23 protein-coding genes, 1 tRNA gene and 1 pseudogene are annotated in these 17,263 nt (G+C 41.6%); 16 read left to right on the top strand and 9 right to left on the bottom strand.

All coding sequences use genetic code 11. The features are described 5' to 3' along the window. Nucleotides 1-2: 2 nt before the first annotated feature. From GQF01_RS06520 to GQF01_RS06510, 3 genes are all read left to right on the top strand, one after another. Nucleotides 3-1,343, top strand: coding sequence for a Na+/H+ antiporter NhaC family protein (locus GQF01_RS06520; protein WP_161406001.1), 1,341 nt, complete (start codon nt 3-5; stop codon nt 1,341-1,343). A 19-nt stretch (nt 1,344-1,362) separates the two neighbouring features. Next, complete coding sequence (locus GQF01_RS06515) at nt 1,363-1,875, top strand: metallophosphoesterase (protein ID WP_161406000.1); 513 nt, start codon at nt 1,363-1,365, stop codon at nt 1,873-1,875. Between the two features lie 154 nt (nt 1,876-2,029). Then, a complete protein-coding gene (locus GQF01_RS06510) occupies nt 2,030-2,215 on the top strand; it encodes a hypothetical protein (RefSeq protein WP_161405999.1) in 186 nt (61 codons plus the stop codon). 287 nt (nt 2,216-2,502) lie between these two features. On the opposite strand, the pseudogene GQF01_RS37145 reads toward GQF01_RS06510, so the two are convergent. Next, nucleotides 2,503-2,715: pseudogene (locus GQF01_RS37145) on the bottom strand (hypothetical protein); the annotation flags it as partial. A 384-nt stretch (nt 2,716-3,099) separates the two neighbouring features. Between GQF01_RS37145 and GQF01_RS06505 the strand changes: the two are divergent. From GQF01_RS06505 to GQF01_RS06495, 3 genes are all read left to right on the top strand, one after another. Next, nucleotides 3,100-3,453 (top strand): hypothetical protein, encoded by a 354-nt coding sequence (locus GQF01_RS06505; protein WP_161405998.1) that lies wholly within the window; start codon nt 3,100-3,102, stop codon nt 3,451-3,453. A 213-nt stretch (nt 3,454-3,666) separates the two neighbouring features. Beyond that, nucleotides 3,667-4,107: a hypothetical protein gene (locus GQF01_RS06500; RefSeq protein ID WP_161405997.1), complete on the top strand. Its 441-nt coding sequence runs from the start codon at nt 3,667-3,669 to the stop codon at nt 4,105-4,107. A gap of 320 nt (nt 4,108-4,427) precedes the next feature. After that, complete coding sequence (locus tag GQF01_RS06495; protein ID WP_235959049.1) at nt 4,428-4,781, top strand: hypothetical protein; 354 nt, start codon at nt 4,428-4,430, stop codon at nt 4,779-4,781. 415 nt (nt 4,782-5,196) lie between these two features. On the opposite strand, the gene GQF01_RS06490 is transcribed toward GQF01_RS06495, so the two are convergent. After that, nucleotides 5,197-5,269: transfer RNA gene (locus GQF01_RS06490), tRNA-Val, on the bottom strand. A 372-nt stretch (nt 5,270-5,641) separates the two neighbouring features. Here GQF01_RS06490 and GQF01_RS06485 point away from each other — a divergent pair. Continuing rightward, entirely contained in the window at nt 5,642-5,836 is a 195-nt protein-coding gene (locus GQF01_RS06485) for a hypothetical protein (protein WP_029196081.1), read from the top strand. Between the two features lie 68 nt (nt 5,837-5,904). Here the strand turns inward: GQF01_RS06485 and GQF01_RS06480 are convergent, their stop codons facing one another. From GQF01_RS06480 to GQF01_RS06470, 3 genes are all read right to left on the bottom strand, one after another. Next, a complete protein-coding gene (locus GQF01_RS06480) occupies nt 5,905-6,198 on the bottom strand; it encodes a hypothetical protein (protein ID WP_161405996.1) in 294 nt (97 codons plus the stop codon). A gap of 197 nt (nt 6,199-6,395) precedes the next feature. After that, complete coding sequence (locus GQF01_RS06475; protein WP_161405995.1) at nt 6,396-6,605, bottom strand: alpha/beta-type small acid-soluble spore protein; 210 nt, start codon at nt 6,603-6,605, stop codon at nt 6,396-6,398. A 142-nt stretch (nt 6,606-6,747) separates the two neighbouring features. Beyond that, complete coding sequence (locus GQF01_RS06470) at nt 6,748-6,885, bottom strand: hypothetical protein (protein ID WP_161405994.1); 138 nt, start codon at nt 6,883-6,885, stop codon at nt 6,748-6,750. Nucleotides 6,886-7,194: 309 nt separating this feature from the next. Here GQF01_RS06470 and GQF01_RS06465 point away from each other — a divergent pair, with 309 nt between their 5' ends. From GQF01_RS06465 to GQF01_RS06455, 3 genes are all read left to right on the top strand, one after another. Next, nucleotides 7,195-7,521, top strand: coding sequence for a hypothetical protein (locus GQF01_RS06465; protein WP_145656799.1), 327 nt, complete (start codon nt 7,195-7,197; stop codon nt 7,519-7,521). A 166-nt stretch (nt 7,522-7,687) separates the two neighbouring features. Continuing rightward, the gene (locus GQF01_RS06460; RefSeq protein ID WP_161405993.1) at nt 7,688-8,236 is read left to right on the top strand and encodes a superoxide dismutase family protein; all 549 of its coding nucleotides are present in this window, start codon (nt 7,688-7,690) and stop codon (nt 8,234-8,236) included. Between the two features lie 22 nt (nt 8,237-8,258). Then, nucleotides 8,259-8,810 (top strand): hypothetical protein, encoded by a 552-nt coding sequence (locus GQF01_RS06455; protein ID WP_161405992.1) that lies wholly within the window; start codon nt 8,259-8,261, stop codon nt 8,808-8,810. A gap of 583 nt (nt 8,811-9,393) precedes the next feature. Here GQF01_RS06455 and GQF01_RS06450 read toward each other — a convergent pair. From GQF01_RS06450 to GQF01_RS06440, 3 genes are read right to left on the bottom strand one after another with little or no spacing between them, the layout of a single operon-like run. Then, complete coding sequence (locus GQF01_RS06450) at nt 9,394-10,497, bottom strand: Ger(x)C family spore germination protein (RefSeq protein WP_161405991.1); 1,104 nt, start codon at nt 10,495-10,497, stop codon at nt 9,394-9,396. Further along, entirely contained in the window at nt 10,494-11,570 is a 1,077-nt protein-coding gene (locus tag GQF01_RS06445) for a GerAB/ArcD/ProY family transporter (protein WP_161405990.1), read from the bottom strand. The genes GQF01_RS06450 and GQF01_RS06445 overlap by 4 nt, the downstream gene beginning before the upstream one ends. 33 nt (nt 11,571-11,603) lie before the next feature. After that, a complete protein-coding gene (locus GQF01_RS06440) occupies nt 11,604-12,914 on the bottom strand; it encodes a spore germination protein (RefSeq protein WP_161405989.1) in 1,311 nt (436 codons plus the stop codon). 172 nt (nt 12,915-13,086) lie between these two features. Between GQF01_RS06440 and GQF01_RS06435 the strand changes: the two genes are divergently transcribed. Genes GQF01_RS06435 through GQF01_RS06420 form a run of 4 tightly spaced genes read left to right on the top strand, consistent with a single transcriptional unit; the run spans nt 13,087 to nt 15,721 of the window. Continuing rightward, entirely contained in the window at nt 13,087-13,785 is a 699-nt protein-coding gene (locus GQF01_RS06435) for a glycosyltransferase family 2 protein (RefSeq protein ID WP_161405988.1), read from the top strand. Nucleotides 13,786-13,791: 6 nt separating this feature from the next. Next, on the top strand, nt 13,792-14,136 hold the full coding sequence (locus tag GQF01_RS06430) for a DUF2304 domain-containing protein (protein ID WP_328803406.1): 345 nt from the start codon (nt 13,792-13,794) through the stop codon (nt 14,134-14,136). Continuing rightward, a complete protein-coding gene (locus GQF01_RS06425) occupies nt 14,133-14,489 on the top strand; it encodes an EamA family transporter (RefSeq protein ID WP_161405986.1) in 357 nt (118 codons plus the stop codon). Before GQF01_RS06430 ends, GQF01_RS06425 begins: the two co-directional genes overlap by 4 nt. Nucleotides 14,490-14,512: 23 nt before the next feature. Beyond that, a complete protein-coding gene (locus GQF01_RS06420; protein WP_161405985.1) occupies nt 14,513-15,721 on the top strand; it encodes an ArnT family glycosyltransferase in 1,209 nt (402 codons plus the stop codon). Here the strand turns inward: GQF01_RS06420 and GQF01_RS06415 are convergent. Beyond that, on the bottom strand, nt 15,690-16,121 hold the full coding sequence (locus GQF01_RS06415; protein ID WP_161405984.1) for a CBS domain-containing protein: 432 nt from the start codon (nt 16,119-16,121) through the stop codon (nt 15,690-15,692). The genes GQF01_RS06420 and GQF01_RS06415 overlap by 32 nt on opposite strands. A gap of 161 nt (nt 16,122-16,282) precedes the next feature. Between GQF01_RS06415 and GQF01_RS06410 the strand changes: the two genes are divergently transcribed. Next, nucleotides 16,283-16,744 carry a divergent PAP2 family protein gene (locus GQF01_RS06410; protein ID WP_161405983.1) on the top strand — a complete coding sequence of 154 codons (462 nt, stop codon included), beginning with the start codon at nt 16,283-16,285 and terminating at the stop codon, nt 16,742-16,744. A gap of 76 nt (nt 16,745-16,820) precedes the next feature. Then, on the top strand, nt 16,821-17,258 hold the full coding sequence (locus GQF01_RS06405; protein WP_161405982.1) for a GNAT family N-acetyltransferase: 438 nt from the start codon (nt 16,821-16,823) through the stop codon (nt 17,256-17,258). Nucleotides 17,259-17,263 lie beyond the last annotated feature (5 nt).

Below are 17,263 nucleotides of genomic sequence, written 5' to 3'. Positions count from 1 at the left end.
ACATGTTAACGAATAGACAACTTGGCGTAACGATACTTATTACTATTCTTGGACTCGCTGCCGCATATGTGCTGCATATCGCTCTGGCGATAGGTTTTTCATTTGGACTGATAACATTGGTAGTCATCGTTTGGCGAAGCGGAGCCGCCTTCAGGGGCATCCTGCGAAGTATGTGGGAGGGTATCAAGCATACCAAAGAGGTCATGTGGATTCTCGCATTAGTTGGCGTTGTAATCCCAACATGGACAGCTAGCGGGACTATTCCCTATATGATTGATCTAGGACTTCGAGTTGTGGATCCTAGCTTCTTTCTTACATTTTCATTTGTTCTTTCTGTGTGTATTTCCATGCTGCTTGGCACCTCTACGGGAACGCTAAGCTCGGTTGGAATACCACTAATTGGTCTTGCTTTGCTGCTCCAAATCCCATTGCCGATGGTTGCAGGGGCCCTTGTTTCCGGCGCTTTTGTAGGCGATCGAACTTCGCCTTTTTCAAGTGCAAACCGTCTTGTAGCATCTTCTACAGGTGTTTCCGTCAAAGACTTATTTAAAGCGCTGCTGCCAACTACGATTGGGGCTGGATGTATCACATTCGCTTTTTTCTTGTTTTGCGATATGAGTCGCGAGTGGCATCACGGGGAAAAAGATTTGCTTCGCGAGCAATTTGGTACTGGTTTTAACTATAGCATTTGGTTGTTATTGCCTGTGCTCCTATTATTACTTTCGATTCTCCTGAGGTTTAAAACCAGAAACGGATTTCTCCTTTCCATCGCTAGTGCAATAGGAATTGGCATTATTTTTCAAGGAGTTACTTGGAATCAGTGGCTGCATGCGATGTGGTTTGGATACCATTCCAGTCTGTTTGACTCGCTGCAAACCAAAGGTTTGTTCAATATGGTTGAGCTAATTGTACTTATCGGACTTGCAGGAGCGTTCAATGGTATTTTAGAGGAAAATCGAGTTTTAGAGGCTTATATGCAAAAATTATTGGGAGGTAGCTCGACTTCCTTATTCGCAGCTACTTTTCGAACCGCCTTATTTGGCTTAGGACTCGGCATGGTTTCGTGCACACAAACCCTTCCGATCATGATGTCAGGCAGGAGTTTGTTACCCTTCTGGGAAGAACGCTTCCCGCGCAGTCAGCTTGCCAGAGTTGTCGCCGATTCTAGTCTCATTTTGGCTGCTATGATTCCTTGGAATATGCTGGCCATTGTATGTGGAACAATTGTAGGAGTGCCAGTTGAGCAATACGTCAGTTATGCGCCGTTTCTTTGGGCTTTGCCAATATGTACATTAATTTGGTCGTATGGGTGGAGGGACCGTAGGAAAGTCGTCGGAAATTGAATCGAAGGGGAGTTGTGAAATGTCTACAACTTATTTTATTTCAGATCATCATTTTGGTCATAAAAACATCATTGACTTCGAAAACAGACCCTTCTCAGATGTTGACGAAATGACATCGAATATGATTGCCAAATGGAATGCGGTCGTCCGTAAGGAGGACAAAATTTTTCATTTAGGCGACTTTTCTTTTTTGAATAAAGAGCGCACTCAGGAGATTGTTTCACAGCTGAACGGGTACAAAATCCTCATCCTCGGTAATCACGATCGGGGGAGACCGAGAACCTGGTGGCTTGAAGCTGGCTTCGATGAGGTAAGTGAGTATCCTCTCATTTATATGAATTTCTTTTTTCTCTCCCATGAGCCGATGTATATGAATAAACAAATGCCCTATTTGAACGTTCATGGCCATATTCATGGTCAGAAATATGAGGGGCGGCATTATTACAATGTGAGTGTGGAACAATTGGATTACACGCCTGTTTCTTTTGAGCAGATTCGTGATTCAGTTGTGGTGGATGAGGAGCAGGCGTAGATGTAGAGTAGTTAACGTAATAGAATAGAACGCACATGAGAGTAGGCACCTGAAATGATTCGGGTGCTTTTCTGTGTCTGGTGTCGAAGAAGCAAGTTTTAAGGATGATAAAAGGTGGGAATAATGAGATTAATTGTTCGAGGAGGTTGAACTTATGTTAAACGATAATAACGCGTATTTAAACGAGGGTGAAATCGAAATCATTTTGAATGCGATTGACTTATCGAAGGATGCCCTGTTGAAAGTGTATACGAAGGATTGGCTTGAGACAAGAATTAGTGACATAACAAATAAGCTCGATGCCCAGCAGAAGGAACTTGAACGGAATCGGAGTGAATGATAGATGAATGAGTAGAAGCCCGTGGAAACGTATCCTCGGGCTTTTTTCCTATTATAAAACCAATGTAATTCAATATCAGTAACGAATAGCAGTAACGATATAGCTACTTCTTCTTTTTCCTGCTACCTTGATTTGGTTTGTTATCTTTTTGATCTTTTAAGTGATTTTCTTGTTGTTGGTTGTTTGCTGACATGATAGTTTACCACCTTTAGAGTTATTTTGAAGCACTAGTATTGTGTGCATTTGAGGTGGGGGCAATTCCTGCGGTGTTTTAAGATGAATGCTAGGAGCTCCTCGTATTCGGAAGAATGGAAGCGGACAAGGGGGGAGTAGCTTTTTTTCACTATGTCGGCAATAACTAAAGCATCTTTTTTGTCGTTTTTAGAGTGTGTATTGTCGCGGTTTTCTTTTTGGGCTTCCTGAGCAATGTCTACGCCAACTGGTTAAAGATAATGATTTTCAATGAGTTGATTTTGCTTATCTTGTGATTTAAACTTCATAGTAGAGCGCCTTCATGGATGGGATTTTTTAGGCAATGACCTCGTGCGTAACCCCATCGTACCGAGGCGCTCGTTTTTTTACAAAGCTGAAATTTATCCATCTACAGGAATCTAACGGGCAGTTATCTTCAGTTAATTATGTTAAAATGTGGTTTATTGTCGTGGTGTAGTTACGATAACTCCTAAAACTAGACGGGAGGGATTAATATTCAAACTATATATGTCCGAGTTCGACATTGGTCATTTTGGTATGGAGTTTATGGATTCTGCATCAAGAGTTGTAATGATGAAATTGCACTTTATTCTGATCAAGATCAAAAAAACTATCTAGGTTATTTTGAACTTACAACCGAGACAGGTTTAAAAAACCTATTGAGATACGATATGGATATTATAGGCGATGATAAAGAATATTGTGACGATATTGAAAATTTCATAAGTGGAAACAAAGATACTCATTACTCTTTCATTTACCCAAGAAATTTAGAAGATGTTTCCAGACAAGTTTCTCATTTTGCCCCTTCGAATATTGATGGTTATAAACCTGTATATATTGATATGTGGACGAAATTATCTAAATCGTGGGACATTGATGAGATTAAGAAAAATGTGAGAATACTTGCAAAAGATTTTTTAGACTTGAATATAAAAAATGTTGAGATGATTGATGTTCCAACGTATGAAGAAACAAAATTGTCATACGAACAAGATTATAAGGCTTTCATGCAGGAAAGTTGACTGAGCTAACGAGAAAGTATAACGCATGAGCTGCACTGAAGCAGCTCTTTTTTATTTCATTATTAAAGTAACGGACAGTTTACGCTAATACGTTATTGCTCAAACTCTTCTGCAGACACATCAATTTTAGATGAAGAGGTAAACAAAAAAAATGTTAGAACTCTAATACTATGGTATAATTTAGACACATGAAAACATCGGGAGAGATTGAATTTGTTACCTTTATACGGAAAAATTTCCGTTGCTGTCTTTATTATAATTATCCTGTTTAGTGTTTTTTTAATGCTTCGTTTCCAACAATCAAAACCTATTTTTAGTGAAAGAGTTCAGTGGACACTTTCACCAATAATGGTAGTGTTATTAATTTTATCTGTGGTGTTTGTACTCATAGCTAAAGACCAGAAACATAGATCTGAAATTGCAAACTACATTAAAAATAAAGGGGCAGTGGTAATTTCAATTGAATCTTCGAGTAAGAGTCTAACACCGTTTAAAGATCTGGATAAAGGTAAGGCACACCCCAAGGATGATTACTACATCGTCACATACTCTTTGGAAGATAAATTGAAAATGGCATGGTTCAAAGGAGATAACTCTCTCTACAAAGGGACACCAACGACTGAGAAGGAAAAATGGATTTTTGACGGTCCATAAACTCTACAGCTGCGATATCATAGTCTGATCGTTGAACTAACGAAAGAACGTTATTTGAGTAGATGTAACAAGAATGAAATCTTATTTTCATATGGCTTTAATGAATCAAGCCTATAATAAAACTGCCCCCCTTTTAAATATAAACCTGAGACCCTCAGCCCGTTGCTGTGGGTCTCTTTTTTGCTATTCAACTAAGGGGCAGAATAGTTACAAATAAAGCGAATAATTCTAATGCTTAGAATAACTTCATAAATACGTTTTTTGGGTACACACTTGTGGATATCAAATGAAGTAAATTGCCGATTTCCACCTGATTTTAAGTGAAGAGTAGATTTTTTACGCAAGAAGAAGGAGGTAGGAAAATACTTCCTAGACAAGGATATAGAAGTGATTTTGCTTTAGAAGGGGATTTTTTAGAGACAGGGATTGAGTTGAGAGTCATCCACCCTGAGTTCGAAGATGAGAACGGAGACATAATTATTAATGAGACACGTTCTGTATTAGAATCAGGCACCGCCAGAATGTGGATAATGTTTCCTAAAGCGCGAGAGGAAAGACATATTCATGATATTAAAGTAGGTCTTAAAGGATATTTCATGGAGGGACCAAGACGTGTTGCTGAAGCAGGGATTATAGAAATTATCGGTTTATTTACAAACCCTAAAACTGAATAGAGATGGCTTTTATGTTACGCTAACGAGAAACGTTAGTTGAATAACAACAGCGGCAGTCTAAGACTTTATTTTTGAAGTCTTGTTCTGCCGCTGTTTCTTTTAATAGATCAGTCTAAAACTTATTTTTCAAAAGCTAACCATTCTTCAATTATTAAATCAAAGGCTCCAGTCAAATTCTTTATGTTCCTAGAACAATAAGTTCAAGGGTGAATACCTATGGCTTATTGTTCGATATTTTAGTTTGTAAATGAAGTTACAGTAATTATTTCACGACGTATTTTGAACTATGATAAAGTATTTGGTACCCAATGCGTACCCAAGTAATAAAAAAACAAAATAATACATGCACTTTTTGAAGACTGTACTAATAAACAAAACCCGCATAGCACAGGGCTATGCGGGATTCTGTTATATATGACCTGTAGTGGGCTCGAACCACTGACCCCTACCCTGTCAAGATAGTGCTCTCCCAGCTGAGCTAACAAGTCGTTTTTGTGAAGACAATTAGTAATATACCAAGAATTTTTAAGTGTGTCAATACATATGATGGTTATTTTGTAAACGATTAGCTCCTCCAAAATCGAAAAAGCTTTGAGAGAATATGGTAAGTTTTACGCTTCTTTTTGGACCTGGGCATGAAGGAATATTCACTAGATGAAGTTTCTAAAGTTGTTATATGACCTTTACCCAGAAGCATGGATAGCTCATCGTTAGTTACGCCTTGCGTTGTCATGGATTTGTCAACCTTTCTGCTCAATCATGTCACTAATATATCAAAAAAGTAGTCGCTTTGATATAGGACTTTCATATTAGCGGAATTTATGGTAACTTGGTGTCATTAGAGTTTGGGAGGAACAGGCATGACAAAGCAGCAACATCGATGGAATTTGCGTTTGAAGAGCAGTAATGTGTATCTAGGTACCGTATATTTGGGTGATCCGCTTCCTGAAGTGGAAGATGTGATTATGATTGGCGAAAAGAAATATACGATTCTTGAGCTTGGAAGTAATCGTGATGCAAGCGATGTATTTGTAGAAGAAGTGAAAAAGAAGTAACTCATGACAAAAAGCGCTGTGTAGGTGGGGTCATCCATCTAAACAGCGCTTTTCATTTTTTGCATGAACTAAGTAATGTTGTAAAGGGAAGCCAGGCAATCCACGAACATTTTGTTATATTCCTCACGGGTATAGTCTTTATTGCAGGCAATGTCTCTTCCTAGGAATTGAAACCAGGTGATTTCAGTTTGCGCTTTTTTGTATACAAATTTGTCGTGCTGAATGAGGAAGGTGTCATTCTCGTAATAAGGCACGTTGTCAAACTGCAGCGTTGTTTCACCTTTTTGTTCGCTAACTAATGTAGCCAATAGAATAAGCATGCGGTACGGATCACGGAAAATTTCGTATTGTGGGTCAGTCATGGTTACCACTCCTTTTGTATGTAAGGGATAAAGCCATCATACTAAAGAGGTAATCTGAAGAGAATATGCGAGTTAAAAGTCGTGAGGATATCAAAGGAACAGATGACAATATTGAAGAAAAAGAAAAAAGACTGATGGTCACTCTAAGGAGGATCGAGTGAAATCAGTCTTTTGGAGTTTGCTTTTACATCAGAAAATTAACGTTTAAAGCTGGAAAGTTGTTGTTCAGCGATTTGTACCAAACGCTTCGTGATGTTTCCGCCGATCGCGCCAGCATCACGAGTTGCCAAATTACCGTTGTAGCCAGAAGGGGAGAGAGGGACACCAATTTCCTGAGCGACTTCAAACTTCAGTTGATCTAGTGCTGCTTTTGCTTGTTGTACGACCAAAGTGTTGTTACTAGCCATCCAAAATCATCTCCTTTTTTATGGTACACAAGTATTATTTGAATGTTCAGAAAATTTATACTTACAAAATATAAAATATCTATAAAATCAATAAACCCCCAGCCAGTTGACTGAGGGAGGATTTATTATAAATAAGGAGCAATTATTCCTCTTCAGATGCAGCAGCTTCTTCAATAGCCTCTACAACTTCTTCAGCCGCCTCTTCGTTCACCACTTCTTCTGTGGACTCTTCAGCGATTTCTTCTTCGTTTTGGGATACAACTTCTTCCTCTTGGCTCATTCATTGTCACCTCCTCATGTTATGAATACTCTCATTTTATCCGCTTCTATCAGGGTATACAAGAGGTTGAAAGGGCTTTCAATAGATTTAATGAAACCTTAATATGTTTGTCATATACTGCTGAACTGGGATTGCAAAAAATCACGGTTTTTACCTAAAAACGGCTTATTTTCGCCGGATTTCACTAATGAGCATGTTTTATTTTTCTATGAATATACATGAGGCAAGCAGCGAAAGTTTATGATTGGATAAGCTGAGCTGATGCTTACAAAGATAGTTTTCTTACGAAAACTCTTAGGAGGAGTCCGAATGAACCGGTCGGATGTTATTTTGGAATTACAGTTAGTACCTGAGCTGCTCAAACAAGCTGAAGCTATCTATGTAGATGCGGTATCTGAGCTAAGCTGGGCCAAGCACGAACTATTGGCGAAGGAATGTGAGGTTATTGGCGATGGCGTGGTCACGGGGAAAAATGAGCAACAGCGCCAAGCTGAAATGTGGCCTTACACGAAAGATTTGCAGCAACAAGTATTACGAATGGAAGATGCGGTAGAGCATACGAAGGTAGAGTTCCATTTCTACAAGCGTAAACTTGAGAATCTTCAAATCATAGCCAAATTGATGACCATTTTATAAGGGGAAATAAATGATGAAATGCCTGCGATCGAATGATTGCGGGCTTTTTACTATTTCTGAACAAATATGAAAATTTTATTCTTGTCATACGGTTACAGCAGAAGTCAGTTGTGCATCCTAAGGGTAGATTATGTAAAATGCTAAGTTTTCGGGAGGACAAACTGTTATGAAATCATTAAAAATTGTTGTGACTGTGAGCTTGGGACTGCTCGTGCTTACTGGCTGTCAGAGCGTGAAAAGCACAGCGACAGCAGAATCCGACTCCTCGCCGCCTCTACAGGTTACATTAATTGGAGCAAGTGGACAAGCGGTTGGGAAGGCGCAATTGGCAGCAGTTCCAGATGGGGTACAAATTGATCTTCAAGTAAGCGGTCTAACGCCTGGTGCCCATGGTTTTCATATTCATGAAAAATCCGCTTGCGATGCGCCGACCTTTGACTCGGCAGGTGCACATCTTAATCCGATGCATAAAGAGCATGGTTTTCTTAATCCCAAAGGTGTTCATGCAGGGGATCTTCCTAATCTGGTTGTGGATGAGCAAGGAAATGGCCGTTTGAGTACGGTGACCAAATCCGTGGTGCTGCTTCCTGACAAACCGAATTCGTTATTTAAGCCAGGAGGAACTTCACTCGTCATTCATGAGAAAGCTGATGATCTGAAGACAGATCCATCCGGTAATTCTGGTAAACGAATCGCCTGCGGTGCCGTGAAATAAAGGAAGGAGCAATCTTGACAACATGATCAAAACACAGGATCTCAAGCTGCAAATGGATGAACTCACCAAGCAAAATGATTTGGTGTTAATTGAGCTCGAACAAGTAAAGAAAATGTTGTTAGGCGGATCCCAGAACTCGCAAGGTGGCCAAAATCAGCAGCAGCAAGCTTCGGACTCTGGTCAACAGCAAGCGCAGGGAGAAGATCCAGCACAAAGTCAGGATCAAGCTCAGAGCCAAGGTCAGGGCCAAGGACAAGATCAGGGCCAAGCTCAGAATCAAGGCCAAGGCCAAGGACAAGGACAAGGACAAGGACAGGGACAGGGTCAGCAAGCCGGACAAAACGGTGCCAGCGGCCAACAAGTCTCAGACTTAGCCAATGAATTATTGAAAATTAAGGATTTGGTTGAAAAGCTTGAACAAAAAACATCCCAATATGTCAGCAGCCAATCTAACAATGGCACATTAACAGAGAAGGACGCTGTCAACTTGATTCTGACATTAATGAACGGCATGGTCGATTGGGCAAGCGAATTTGTATCATCCAAAGCATCCTCGAGCGGACAGCTGCAGTAATTGAAGATGTCATCACCCAAGTATAGAGGCTATCCCAACAAGTTCAAAAAAAGGCGCTCCCTAAGTCATTGGATGACTTGGGATCGCCTCTTTTTTATGGAGCCGAATAGAATACAGGGAAAAACTCCCGTCAATCGTCCGCATGAACAGGAGAAATTCCATGTATTCCTGCCTGTAGCTGAGTTATTAGGCGATTTAGCGGTAGTAATTCCCGTTCAACTAAGGTGGTGCTGACTCAAAAGTTCAAAAAAAAGGCTCTCCCTAAATCATTAAATGACTTTCGGGAGATCCTTTTCTTCTTTTTGTCGAAATACAACCTTTTTAATTTGTTTTTTCGGTGATACGTTTTATCGATTCTTTAGGCGATTCGACAATATGCACTTATTTACATAATCGAGTCTGACCGATAAAGTAAAGAAGAGTTATACAGAAAGAGACAAACCATAGATGGGGTGTAGTGTATGAGAGAGATAGATATTCATCATCTGATGAATCAACTCGGAATTCAGCCTGATCAATTGCGTAAATGGATGTCTGACCAAGGCAATGCAGGCAAGGTGGAAGAGTCTCGCAAAGCCGATCATTATTTGATCACGCCAACTCCTTCGAGCTTCATTTCAACTCCTACACGGAACTCCAATTCGGGATAGAGAGCTTGCCATGTACGCCATTCCTCTTCGACCGTTCCAAAGTGATGTGATCGATACTTCAGTCCGAAGGCGAGAGGATCCAGCTTGTTGTCTCGTAATTTTTTCAAAAGCAGGACTATTTTTTCTTGAATGTGTTGGCAAATTGCTGCTTCATATTGGGGGAGATGTTCGATTTCGAGGGAGCCTAATGCCGATTCTTCAATGACACCTCTCATTTTAATATGCATATCCACATAGGCCGGGCCATTCTTGGGAGTGCGAATATGGTAATTTGAATTAATATTATCCACCGAAACGAAAAATTTCGAACCCTGATAGGGCGCTCCAATTTCAACTTTATTTATACTCGCCTTCATGATATTAAAGAGCCTGGTTTCACTCGGGTTAAGTGTGAGCCTAGGGTTCTTCTTATCAAAAACGACCGCAGTGTTAATGGTAAAATGGTTATTAGCCGATTCCACAATAGGGAGAATGGGATCTAATCCTAGTTCTTTTTTTTTGCGATAAAAGTTGAATAAGTACTCAGATACCACATAACCCGATTCTACCCCCGTCTTACCAAAGCTTAGCAGCAAGGAGTTGCCAGGCATCCTCTCATGAGAAATTTTTGTTCCCAATACAGCTTCTGCTGAAGGTTGTCCAACAGCAACCCAGGACACGAGTTGGATATCTCTGCGACGATTGAGCCAGTCTAACTCGTTGATCCCATTTTCCTTCAAAAACGAATAGCCAAAAATAATGATTTTTGCATGACCGAAATCCAGTTCTTTATCGACCTTAGACTTCAATAGTCGAACACCTTCGGTGATGGAGTTGGCATCCTGTGTAATCAATTCGTATTGTGCAGAACTATAATCGAGGCTGCTCCCAGGGACGGCTAATTTGAGGGAAATCCGATATTTCATATCTTTTTTTTCAGATTTATCAATCCCGATGGAAACAACGAAAAATCGTTTGTCAATATCCTTGAAGCCGCAACCTCCGCACAGGCACAGGAATAGGCATAAGAGCAAAAGGATGATGAGCCATTTTTTCACGCGATTTTCCTCCTGGCCAAAATAACAATGATAATCACCAAGGCAATTTCAGAAACCAGTCTTATATTTAGATAAAGAGTGCCAAAATTGAATAGGGAATTGTCGTTGAAGAAGTAGCTGAGCAAAAAAGTGATCCCACCCATTGCGGCGACTACGGCCCAAGTGAAGTAGGTTTTTTCTTTCTGGCTGGGAATCAGCTCTTTAAAAAATTCTACACCCACATGCCAATGGATAAAGGAACCAGCCAAACTAATATTGGTATACAGCAGCATGAAAATAAATAAGACCCTTTCTACTAAACCAAATTCTACACGCATAGAATCTGAGGTTGAAATCCAAGGGTATATGTAAGTATTTACCGCCATGGTGCCATGGTAACCCACTGGAATCAAAAAACTTGCTAGCAAAACACAGGTTCCAACAATCGGAATTGTCCAGAGTAAGGGAATTTTTTTATTTGGCTTAAGGAGCCTGTTGAAGATAACTAAATTCGTATATCCAGTGAAAATGTAAGTGCCAGCTGATATTGAATCCCACGTTGGCCTATTCAGTATATGGGTAGCTATTTCGAAACAAGCATCATAATGCATAGCTTCATTCGTTACAGCTTTATACAAGACCCAGGCAATAATGGGGACATTGGTAACCAGCAATATTTCCATGCAGAAAAGAACGGATTCTGATTTTAAACGGGCAATCATGCCAACAACAATCACGAAAGCTAAAACAATTAGCATCGACGAAATATCGGGATTAATATACTTTTTGGTGATCTCGCTAAAGGCAATCAATGTTATCATCCCGGCTAAAAACCAATTGGCAATAAAATAGATCAAAATGAAGATACACACCCATCGCGGCGCGTGTTTTTTTAATATTTCCGGGAAACCCTGTCCAGGGAACTTCGAAATACTTTTGACGAAAACATACAGGAGGGTGAAACCGATCGGAACAGATAAGACCAGCGACATCATACTTCCTTCGAATCTGTGTGCAAGAAGAATACGAGGGACAAAGAGGATGATGTTCGCCAGCATATTTAATAAAACTAAATAGTAAAAATAACGGATCATCGGTGCAATCTCCCCACTCAGGTAGGACTCGCCCTATTTACGATAGAAAAATAAGCGTAAATAGGGAACGCCAAAGCTTCTTAAATTTGACATATAAGCCGTCATGCCAATGAGCCCAAGCACAACTCCCGTGATGCCCAACATGGACGCGAGCAGGACAAGGGGATATTTCATGATTCTCATCGCGAAGCTCATTGAATTTATGGGAACGACAAAGTTGGAGATCGCTACCGTGGATACGATAATAATCATGATATTGCTGATTAAGCCTGCGGAAGTAGCAGCTTGTCCTAGTATTAATCCGCCAACTGTAGTAGCTGTGGAACCTACAGATTTCGGTAAACGGATGCTTGCTTCAAGCAGAAGCTCCATTAGGATCAGCATGAGCAGGACTTCGACATAGGCCGGATAGGGCACAGAAGCTCGGCTGCCAGCGATGGACAGGGCGACTTGGACTCGGAATATTTCTGGATTGTAGGCGGTAAGCGCGACGTAGGCTGCAGGTAAAATTAAACTCAATAACAAAGCAATGTAACGCAAGATAAGCAGGAAATAGCTAACTAAAGATAGCTGATAGTTATCATCCATAGCCGAGTAGAAATCATAAAACACGACGGGCAAAATCAGAACAAATGGCGTTCCTTCGAGCATTAATATGACTTTTCCTTGCGATATATTGAGAATGGCTCTGTCAGGACGCTCTGTCGTTAGGAAGGTGGGAAAGATAGAAAACTTCTGTTTGTTTAACAGTTGAGTTAGCTCATTAGCTGATTGCAAGGTGTCAACCTTGATCTCATCAATCGCTTTTCTTACTTGATCAAGTATCTGATGGTCGACTTGCAAATCGTCATACATCATGCATAGCCTAGATTTGGATAACCGTCCGATCTCCAGACACTCCACGCGCAATGAGTTGTTCTGGTAACGGAAGCGGATCAGGTTGATATTCGTATCAATGTGCTCGCAAAAGCCCGTTTGTGGTCCTTGAATCGTTGCTTCCACTTGTGCATCACTGAGTGCAGCGGCCTTTATTTGGGCGGCATTGAAAAGCAGGATGCGTTCTCTGAACAATATGGCAATATGGCCCGCTGTAATTTTGTTCAGAGCATCAACATTGGACGCAGGTCGCACGCAGCCAGGAAAAGAGAGTAAATAATTTTCATATTCGGCTTCCTGTTTCATCTGGAAAAACGGTTGGATGATATCGTCTCTGATTAAGGTGCTGTCACAAATATTGGTGATAAATAAAATTTCGACCTGAAAATGATTGGATTGGATCAAACGATGCTCCAAATCGTCGGAAGGGCCAAGTTTATCTAATAGCCATTGCTTGTTCTGGTTCATTGGATTCAGGGATATCCTTCCTTTCAAAGCAAAGTTTTCCTCTTAGTCTGTCTCTGGAGTGCGAACCCTATCCACGGCTTTAGGCAACTGGTTTATTTAGGAGGCGAAGAGGGTATGCTTGGAATTAGTCTGGCTAGAAGGCCAAACCTCACATAAGGAGGGAGCAAGTTCTGTGAAAAAGCTTGCCATCATTCCAGCATACAATGAAGAAAAAAGTATAGCGCATGTCGTGGCGGCTATTCATTGTGCACAACCTGAGATGGATATTGTGATCATCAATGATGGATCCAAAGATCAGACATCGCGGGTTGCTCGAATGACACAGCAAGCAACGGTGATTGATTTACCCGTCAACCTAGGCATCGGAGGGGCTATGCAGACGGGTTATTTATATGCGCTAAGGCATGGGTATGACATCGCTGTGCAAATTGATGCAGACGGCCAGCATGACCCTGAGGCGCTGTCTTATATTCTAGGGCCAATTGAAGAGGGGCAGGTAGATTGCTGCATTGGCTCTCGATTTCTGGTGAAAACAAGTTATCGATCAGCCTGGAACCGAAGAGTAGGCATTCTATTTTTCACATGGATGATTGGGTGGATGACCGGCAAAACGTTCACAGATCCAACCTCAGGATTCCGTGCGGTGAATCGGCCTATCATTGAATTTTTTGCCGAGGAATATCCGGAGGATTACCCAGAGGTTGAAGCTATTGTGCTGCTGGTAAGAAAACGCTTTAGAGTGAAGGAAGTATCCGTGCTGATGCATGCAAGGAAAGCAGGGCGATCATCCATTACGCCAGTCAAATCGCTCTACTATATGCTTAAAGTATCTTTAGCTGTATGTATTTCAAGAATCCGTGATGTGAGTTGATCGAAGATGAATGTCTATTTAATGGCCGTAGCCTGTTGCTTAGTGTTTATATTCATTTCTGTAGAACTGATACGCAGGCAGAAGCTGCAGGAACAGTATGCCATTCTGTGGCTAATACTTGGATTTATGATGGCTTTGTTCAGCCTATTTCCAAGCTTACTGGATGTAGTATCACACAAGCTGCATGTTCATTATGCGCCTTCTTTATTGTTTCTAGTGGGATTGTTATTTTCACTTGCGTTTATTATGCATTTGACACTTGTCATTTCGAAGCTTCATCGTAAATTAACCCGGCTAGTTCAAGAGGTAGCTCTGTTAGAGGAGCAGTTACGTGGAGGTGGCTCAAAATGACCCTGTTACAGCAACCACTAGTCGTTGTGTGCCTGAATGTCGTTTTGCTAGTCTGCGGTCAAATTGTCTGGAAAATAGCGCTTACCCGAATGCCGCTAACGGGACTAACTAATTTAGGAGCTGTTTTGATGCAGCCCTATATTCTGGCAGGATGTTTGTTATATGCAGTGGCAACGCTGATTTGGTTTTATGCATTAAGCAAATTCGACCTCAGTCGTGTCTATCCGCTACAGTCTATAGCTTATGTTTTTGGAGCGTTGTTCGGTTGGTTGATATTTAAAGAATCATTTTCGTCCTCGCAATTGGTGGGGCTGTTCTTGTTGGTGGGAGGCGCTTTTCTACTGGCGAAATAAGAGGAAAAAGGGGGAGTCACGAAATGAAACGTGGTATTGGGGTCTTGTTGTTTGTCATCATGGCAGTGGCCTTGTATCTCCGCCTGCACTATGTGCTTGAAGCGGAGTATCCCCCACTTGAGTGGGATCAGCTGGAGTATACGAAGACAGCTGTGCAGCTATTAGACAAGGGCATTTATGCCTATCGGGATACCGTGCCCAATTCACTCGTTACACCGGGTTTTCCGTTGTTTCTAGCGGCTATTTTTAAACTTACAGGCTATGAGTCGCTGGAATCCGCATTTATGGTTGTTCGTGTCTTGAACTGTTTTATTGCATTGGGTGCTATAGGGTTCCTATTTCTAATAGGCAAAAGACTGTTTCATCCGTTAACAGGACTTATCGCAAGCGGCTTTGCCGCGGTATATCCGTCCTACGTTTGGTCAACCTCTCTGATATTGACGGAGGTACCGTTTTTGACGGTTTTTACAGCCTTAATCTATGTTCAGGTGCGAATGATACAGGATAACAAGAGGAAGGATCATCTATGGATGGGGCTGCTGCTTGGCCTTTGCGTACTTATACGACCGAATGTGCTGCCGCTTGGCCTCTTACCTTATCTGCTGCTTTGGGGAAAAACGAAGAAAATCGACATCACCTATGCTTGGTACGCAGCTGTTGCATTTGTCTGCGTAATGATGCCTTGGTGGATTCGGAATTGGCTGAGTTTCCATCAATTTATTTTCATCGCCAAAGGGGAAGCGGGCAATCCGTTCCTGGGAGGAACGGACCCGTACTTCCGAGATTCCATTGATTGGGACCATATCGATAAAGATCATCAATTCGCAGAGGGAATGAAAAGGATCAGAGATGGACTGATCACAGAGCCGCGATTATGGCTGAAATGGATTACAATTGGAAAATTACAAGTGTTTTTCAAAACGATGTGGGTCGGACCTTATCCGTTTTCCGTCCCTGCTTGGTATATGTCCATGATGACGCATCTACACACCTTTGTGATCAGTGCGGGGAGCATTGCCATGATGACTTTCATCCGCAACCAAGCAGTCCAATACCTTGCCGCTGCATTTCTCGTTATTCTAGGTGTTCATATGGTATTTATTCCAGTTAATCGTTATGTGTATGCCATGCTGCCATTTCTGATGCTGGCGAGTGCGCATGTGATGACTCAAATCGTCTACCTGATCAGACATGCTGTGACTACCTCTCTCCTGCAGCGGAGGGGGATTTGAACACGACTTGTTTTGCGCAATATTCGATGATTTCACTTCTTCGCACAATGCCGATAAACTTATCGGAATCATCAACAATCGGCACGAAGTTTTGCACTTTGGCTAAATCAATGAGATCTACCATGTCTGCATGGATATGAACGGGTTTATTTTGGACGCGCAGGGGAACCTCAGAAAGCAAATGACGGTGGGCGTTCTCGAATGAAACACCTTCTGAATTTTTCAAGAACCATAACAAATCGCCTTCGGTAACGGTACCTACATAATGACCATCGTCGGATAAGATCGGCACCGCCGTGTAACGGTGATATTCCATACGCTCAAGTGTTTGACGAAGTGTTGTTTGTAAGGTTGTTGTAATAACTTCGGATTTTGGTAAAAGGAAAAAAGCGATATTCATCATTCACACTCCTTAAAGTTTTCAAAAGAAAACTGACGTTGCTAGCAAATGCATGGAGTTTTTCGCAGGAAAACTTTCTTCGTAAGCTAACACTCCTATTGTATCAAAATTTACGAATAGAATCTAAACCTGTGTTGGATGCTACAAGTGAGGTGAGCAGAATGAATCGAGCACTTGTAACAGCATTGCTAGGAATTGGTACCGCACAGGCGATAAAAATTCCTCTTACTTATATGACGGCGAAGAAGTGGGATTGGTCGCAACTCATTCAAACGGGTGGAATGCCAAGTTCGCACTCCGCGGGCGTGTCGGCTTTGGCTACTTATATCGCTATGAAAAGAGGGCTTTCTGCCATTGATTTTGCCATTACCTCTGTTTTTGGAGCCGTCGTCATGTATGATGCCATGGGAGTGCGTCTTGCAGCAGGGGAAATTGCTGTAGAAGTCAATGAAATTGATGAGCAAGTGGAGCGATTAGCTAAGCAGCATCCAGGCTTATACCATACCCGCAGACGTAAAGCGTTGAAGGAAAGGCTTGGGCATTTGCCGCGGGAAGTTTTGGGCGGTGCGATTTTGGGGGTAGCAATTGGGGCTTCCAGTTATCTGCTGGAGAAAAAAAAGTAGACTTTGGGCGCATGTGGACATCTTTTCATGAATGAGATAAGATCAAGGAATATTCATTGAAAGGAAGAAAGTCCACATGGAAATCATTCGCGTTACACATCAAGATCAACTGAAAGAATGTTTTAAGGTTCGTTTCAAAGTATTCGTAGACGAGCAGCAAGTGCCAGAACACTTGGAGATGGACGAGAAGGACGAATCGCCGGAAGCCTGCCATCATTTTCTTATTCTAGACGGCGAACAACCTGTCGCCACAGGCCGTTGGTATGAATACCAGCCCCAAACTGCCAAGTTGCAGCGCGTAGCTGTTTTGAAAGAATATAGAGGCCAATCCCTTGGCAAGCAAATTATTCTAGCCATGGAGCAGCAAGCCCGCGAATTGAACTGCACGTCATCCATTCTCGATGCGCAGTGTCAAGCAGAGGGGTTCTATGATCAACTGGGATACAAAGTCATCTCGACAGAACCCTTCTACGATGCAGGGATTCTGCACGTAAGAATGAAAAAGCCGCTGTAAATACA

Origin of the sequence: Paenibacillus silvestris, assembly GCF_009882985.1 — a bacterium.
GTDB classification, from domain to species: domain Bacteria; phylum Bacillota; class Bacilli; order Paenibacillales; family NBRC-103111; genus Paenibacillus_E; species Paenibacillus_E silvestris.
The sequence above is the reverse complement of the archived record's forward strand: the minus strand, read 5'-3'. Positions and strand labels throughout refer to the sequence as shown.

Bases quoted from the DNA above. Each gene is read 5' to 3' on its own strand.
- GQF01_RS06520 (WP_161406001.1), top strand. From the start codon at position 3: ATGTTAACGAATAGACAACTTGGCGTAACGATACTTATTACTATTCTT.
- GQF01_RS06515 (WP_161406000.1), top strand. From the start codon at position 1,363: ATGTCTACAACTTATTTTATTTCAGATCATCATTTTGGTCATAAAAAC.
- GQF01_RS06510 (WP_161405999.1), top strand. From the start codon at position 2,030: ATGTTAAACGATAATAACGCGTATTTAAACGAGGGTGAAATCGAAATC.
- GQF01_RS06505 (WP_161405998.1), top strand. From the start codon at position 3,100: ATGGATATTATAGGCGATGATAAAGAATATTGTGACGATATTGAAAAT.
- GQF01_RS06485 (WP_029196081.1), top strand. From the start codon at position 5,642: ATGACAAAGCAGCAACATCGATGGAATTTGCGTTTGAAGAGCAGTAAT.
- GQF01_RS06480 (WP_161405996.1), bottom strand. From the start codon at position 6,198: ATGACTGACCCACAATACGAAATTTTCCGTGATCCGTACCGCATGCTT.
- GQF01_RS06475 (WP_161405995.1), bottom strand. From the start codon at position 6,605: ATGGCTAGTAACAACACTTTGGTCGTACAACAAGCAAAAGCAGCACTA.
- GQF01_RS06470 (WP_161405994.1), bottom strand. From the start codon at position 6,885: ATGAGCCAAGAGGAAGAAGTTGTATCCCAAAACGAAGAAGAAATCGCT.
- GQF01_RS06465 (WP_145656799.1), top strand. From the start codon at position 7,195: ATGAACCGGTCGGATGTTATTTTGGAATTACAGTTAGTACCTGAGCTG.
- GQF01_RS06460 (WP_161405993.1), top strand. From the start codon at position 7,688: ATGAAATCATTAAAAATTGTTGTGACTGTGAGCTTGGGACTGCTCGTG.
- GQF01_RS06455 (WP_161405992.1), top strand. From the start codon at position 8,259: ATGATCAAAACACAGGATCTCAAGCTGCAAATGGATGAACTCACCAAG.
- GQF01_RS06445 (WP_161405990.1), bottom strand. From the start codon at position 11,570: ATGATCCGTTATTTTTACTATTTAGTTTTATTAAATATGCTGGCGAAC.
- GQF01_RS06440 (WP_161405989.1), bottom strand. From the start codon at position 12,914: ATGAACCAGAACAAGCAATGGCTATTAGATAAACTTGGCCCTTCCGAC.
- GQF01_RS06430 (WP_328803406.1), top strand. From the start codon at position 13,792: ATGAATGTCTATTTAATGGCCGTAGCCTGTTGCTTAGTGTTTATATTC.
- GQF01_RS06425 (WP_161405986.1), top strand. From the start codon at position 14,133: ATGACCCTGTTACAGCAACCACTAGTCGTTGTGTGCCTGAATGTCGTT.
- GQF01_RS06420 (WP_161405985.1), top strand. From the start codon at position 14,513: ATGAAACGTGGTATTGGGGTCTTGTTGTTTGTCATCATGGCAGTGGCC.
- GQF01_RS06415 (WP_161405984.1), bottom strand. From the start codon at position 16,121: ATGAATATCGCTTTTTTCCTTTTACCAAAATCCGAAGTTATTACAACA.
- GQF01_RS06410 (WP_161405983.1), top strand. From the start codon at position 16,283: ATGAATCGAGCACTTGTAACAGCATTGCTAGGAATTGGTACCGCACAG.
- GQF01_RS06405 (WP_161405982.1), top strand. From the start codon at position 16,821: ATGGAAATCATTCGCGTTACACATCAAGATCAACTGAAAGAATGTTTT.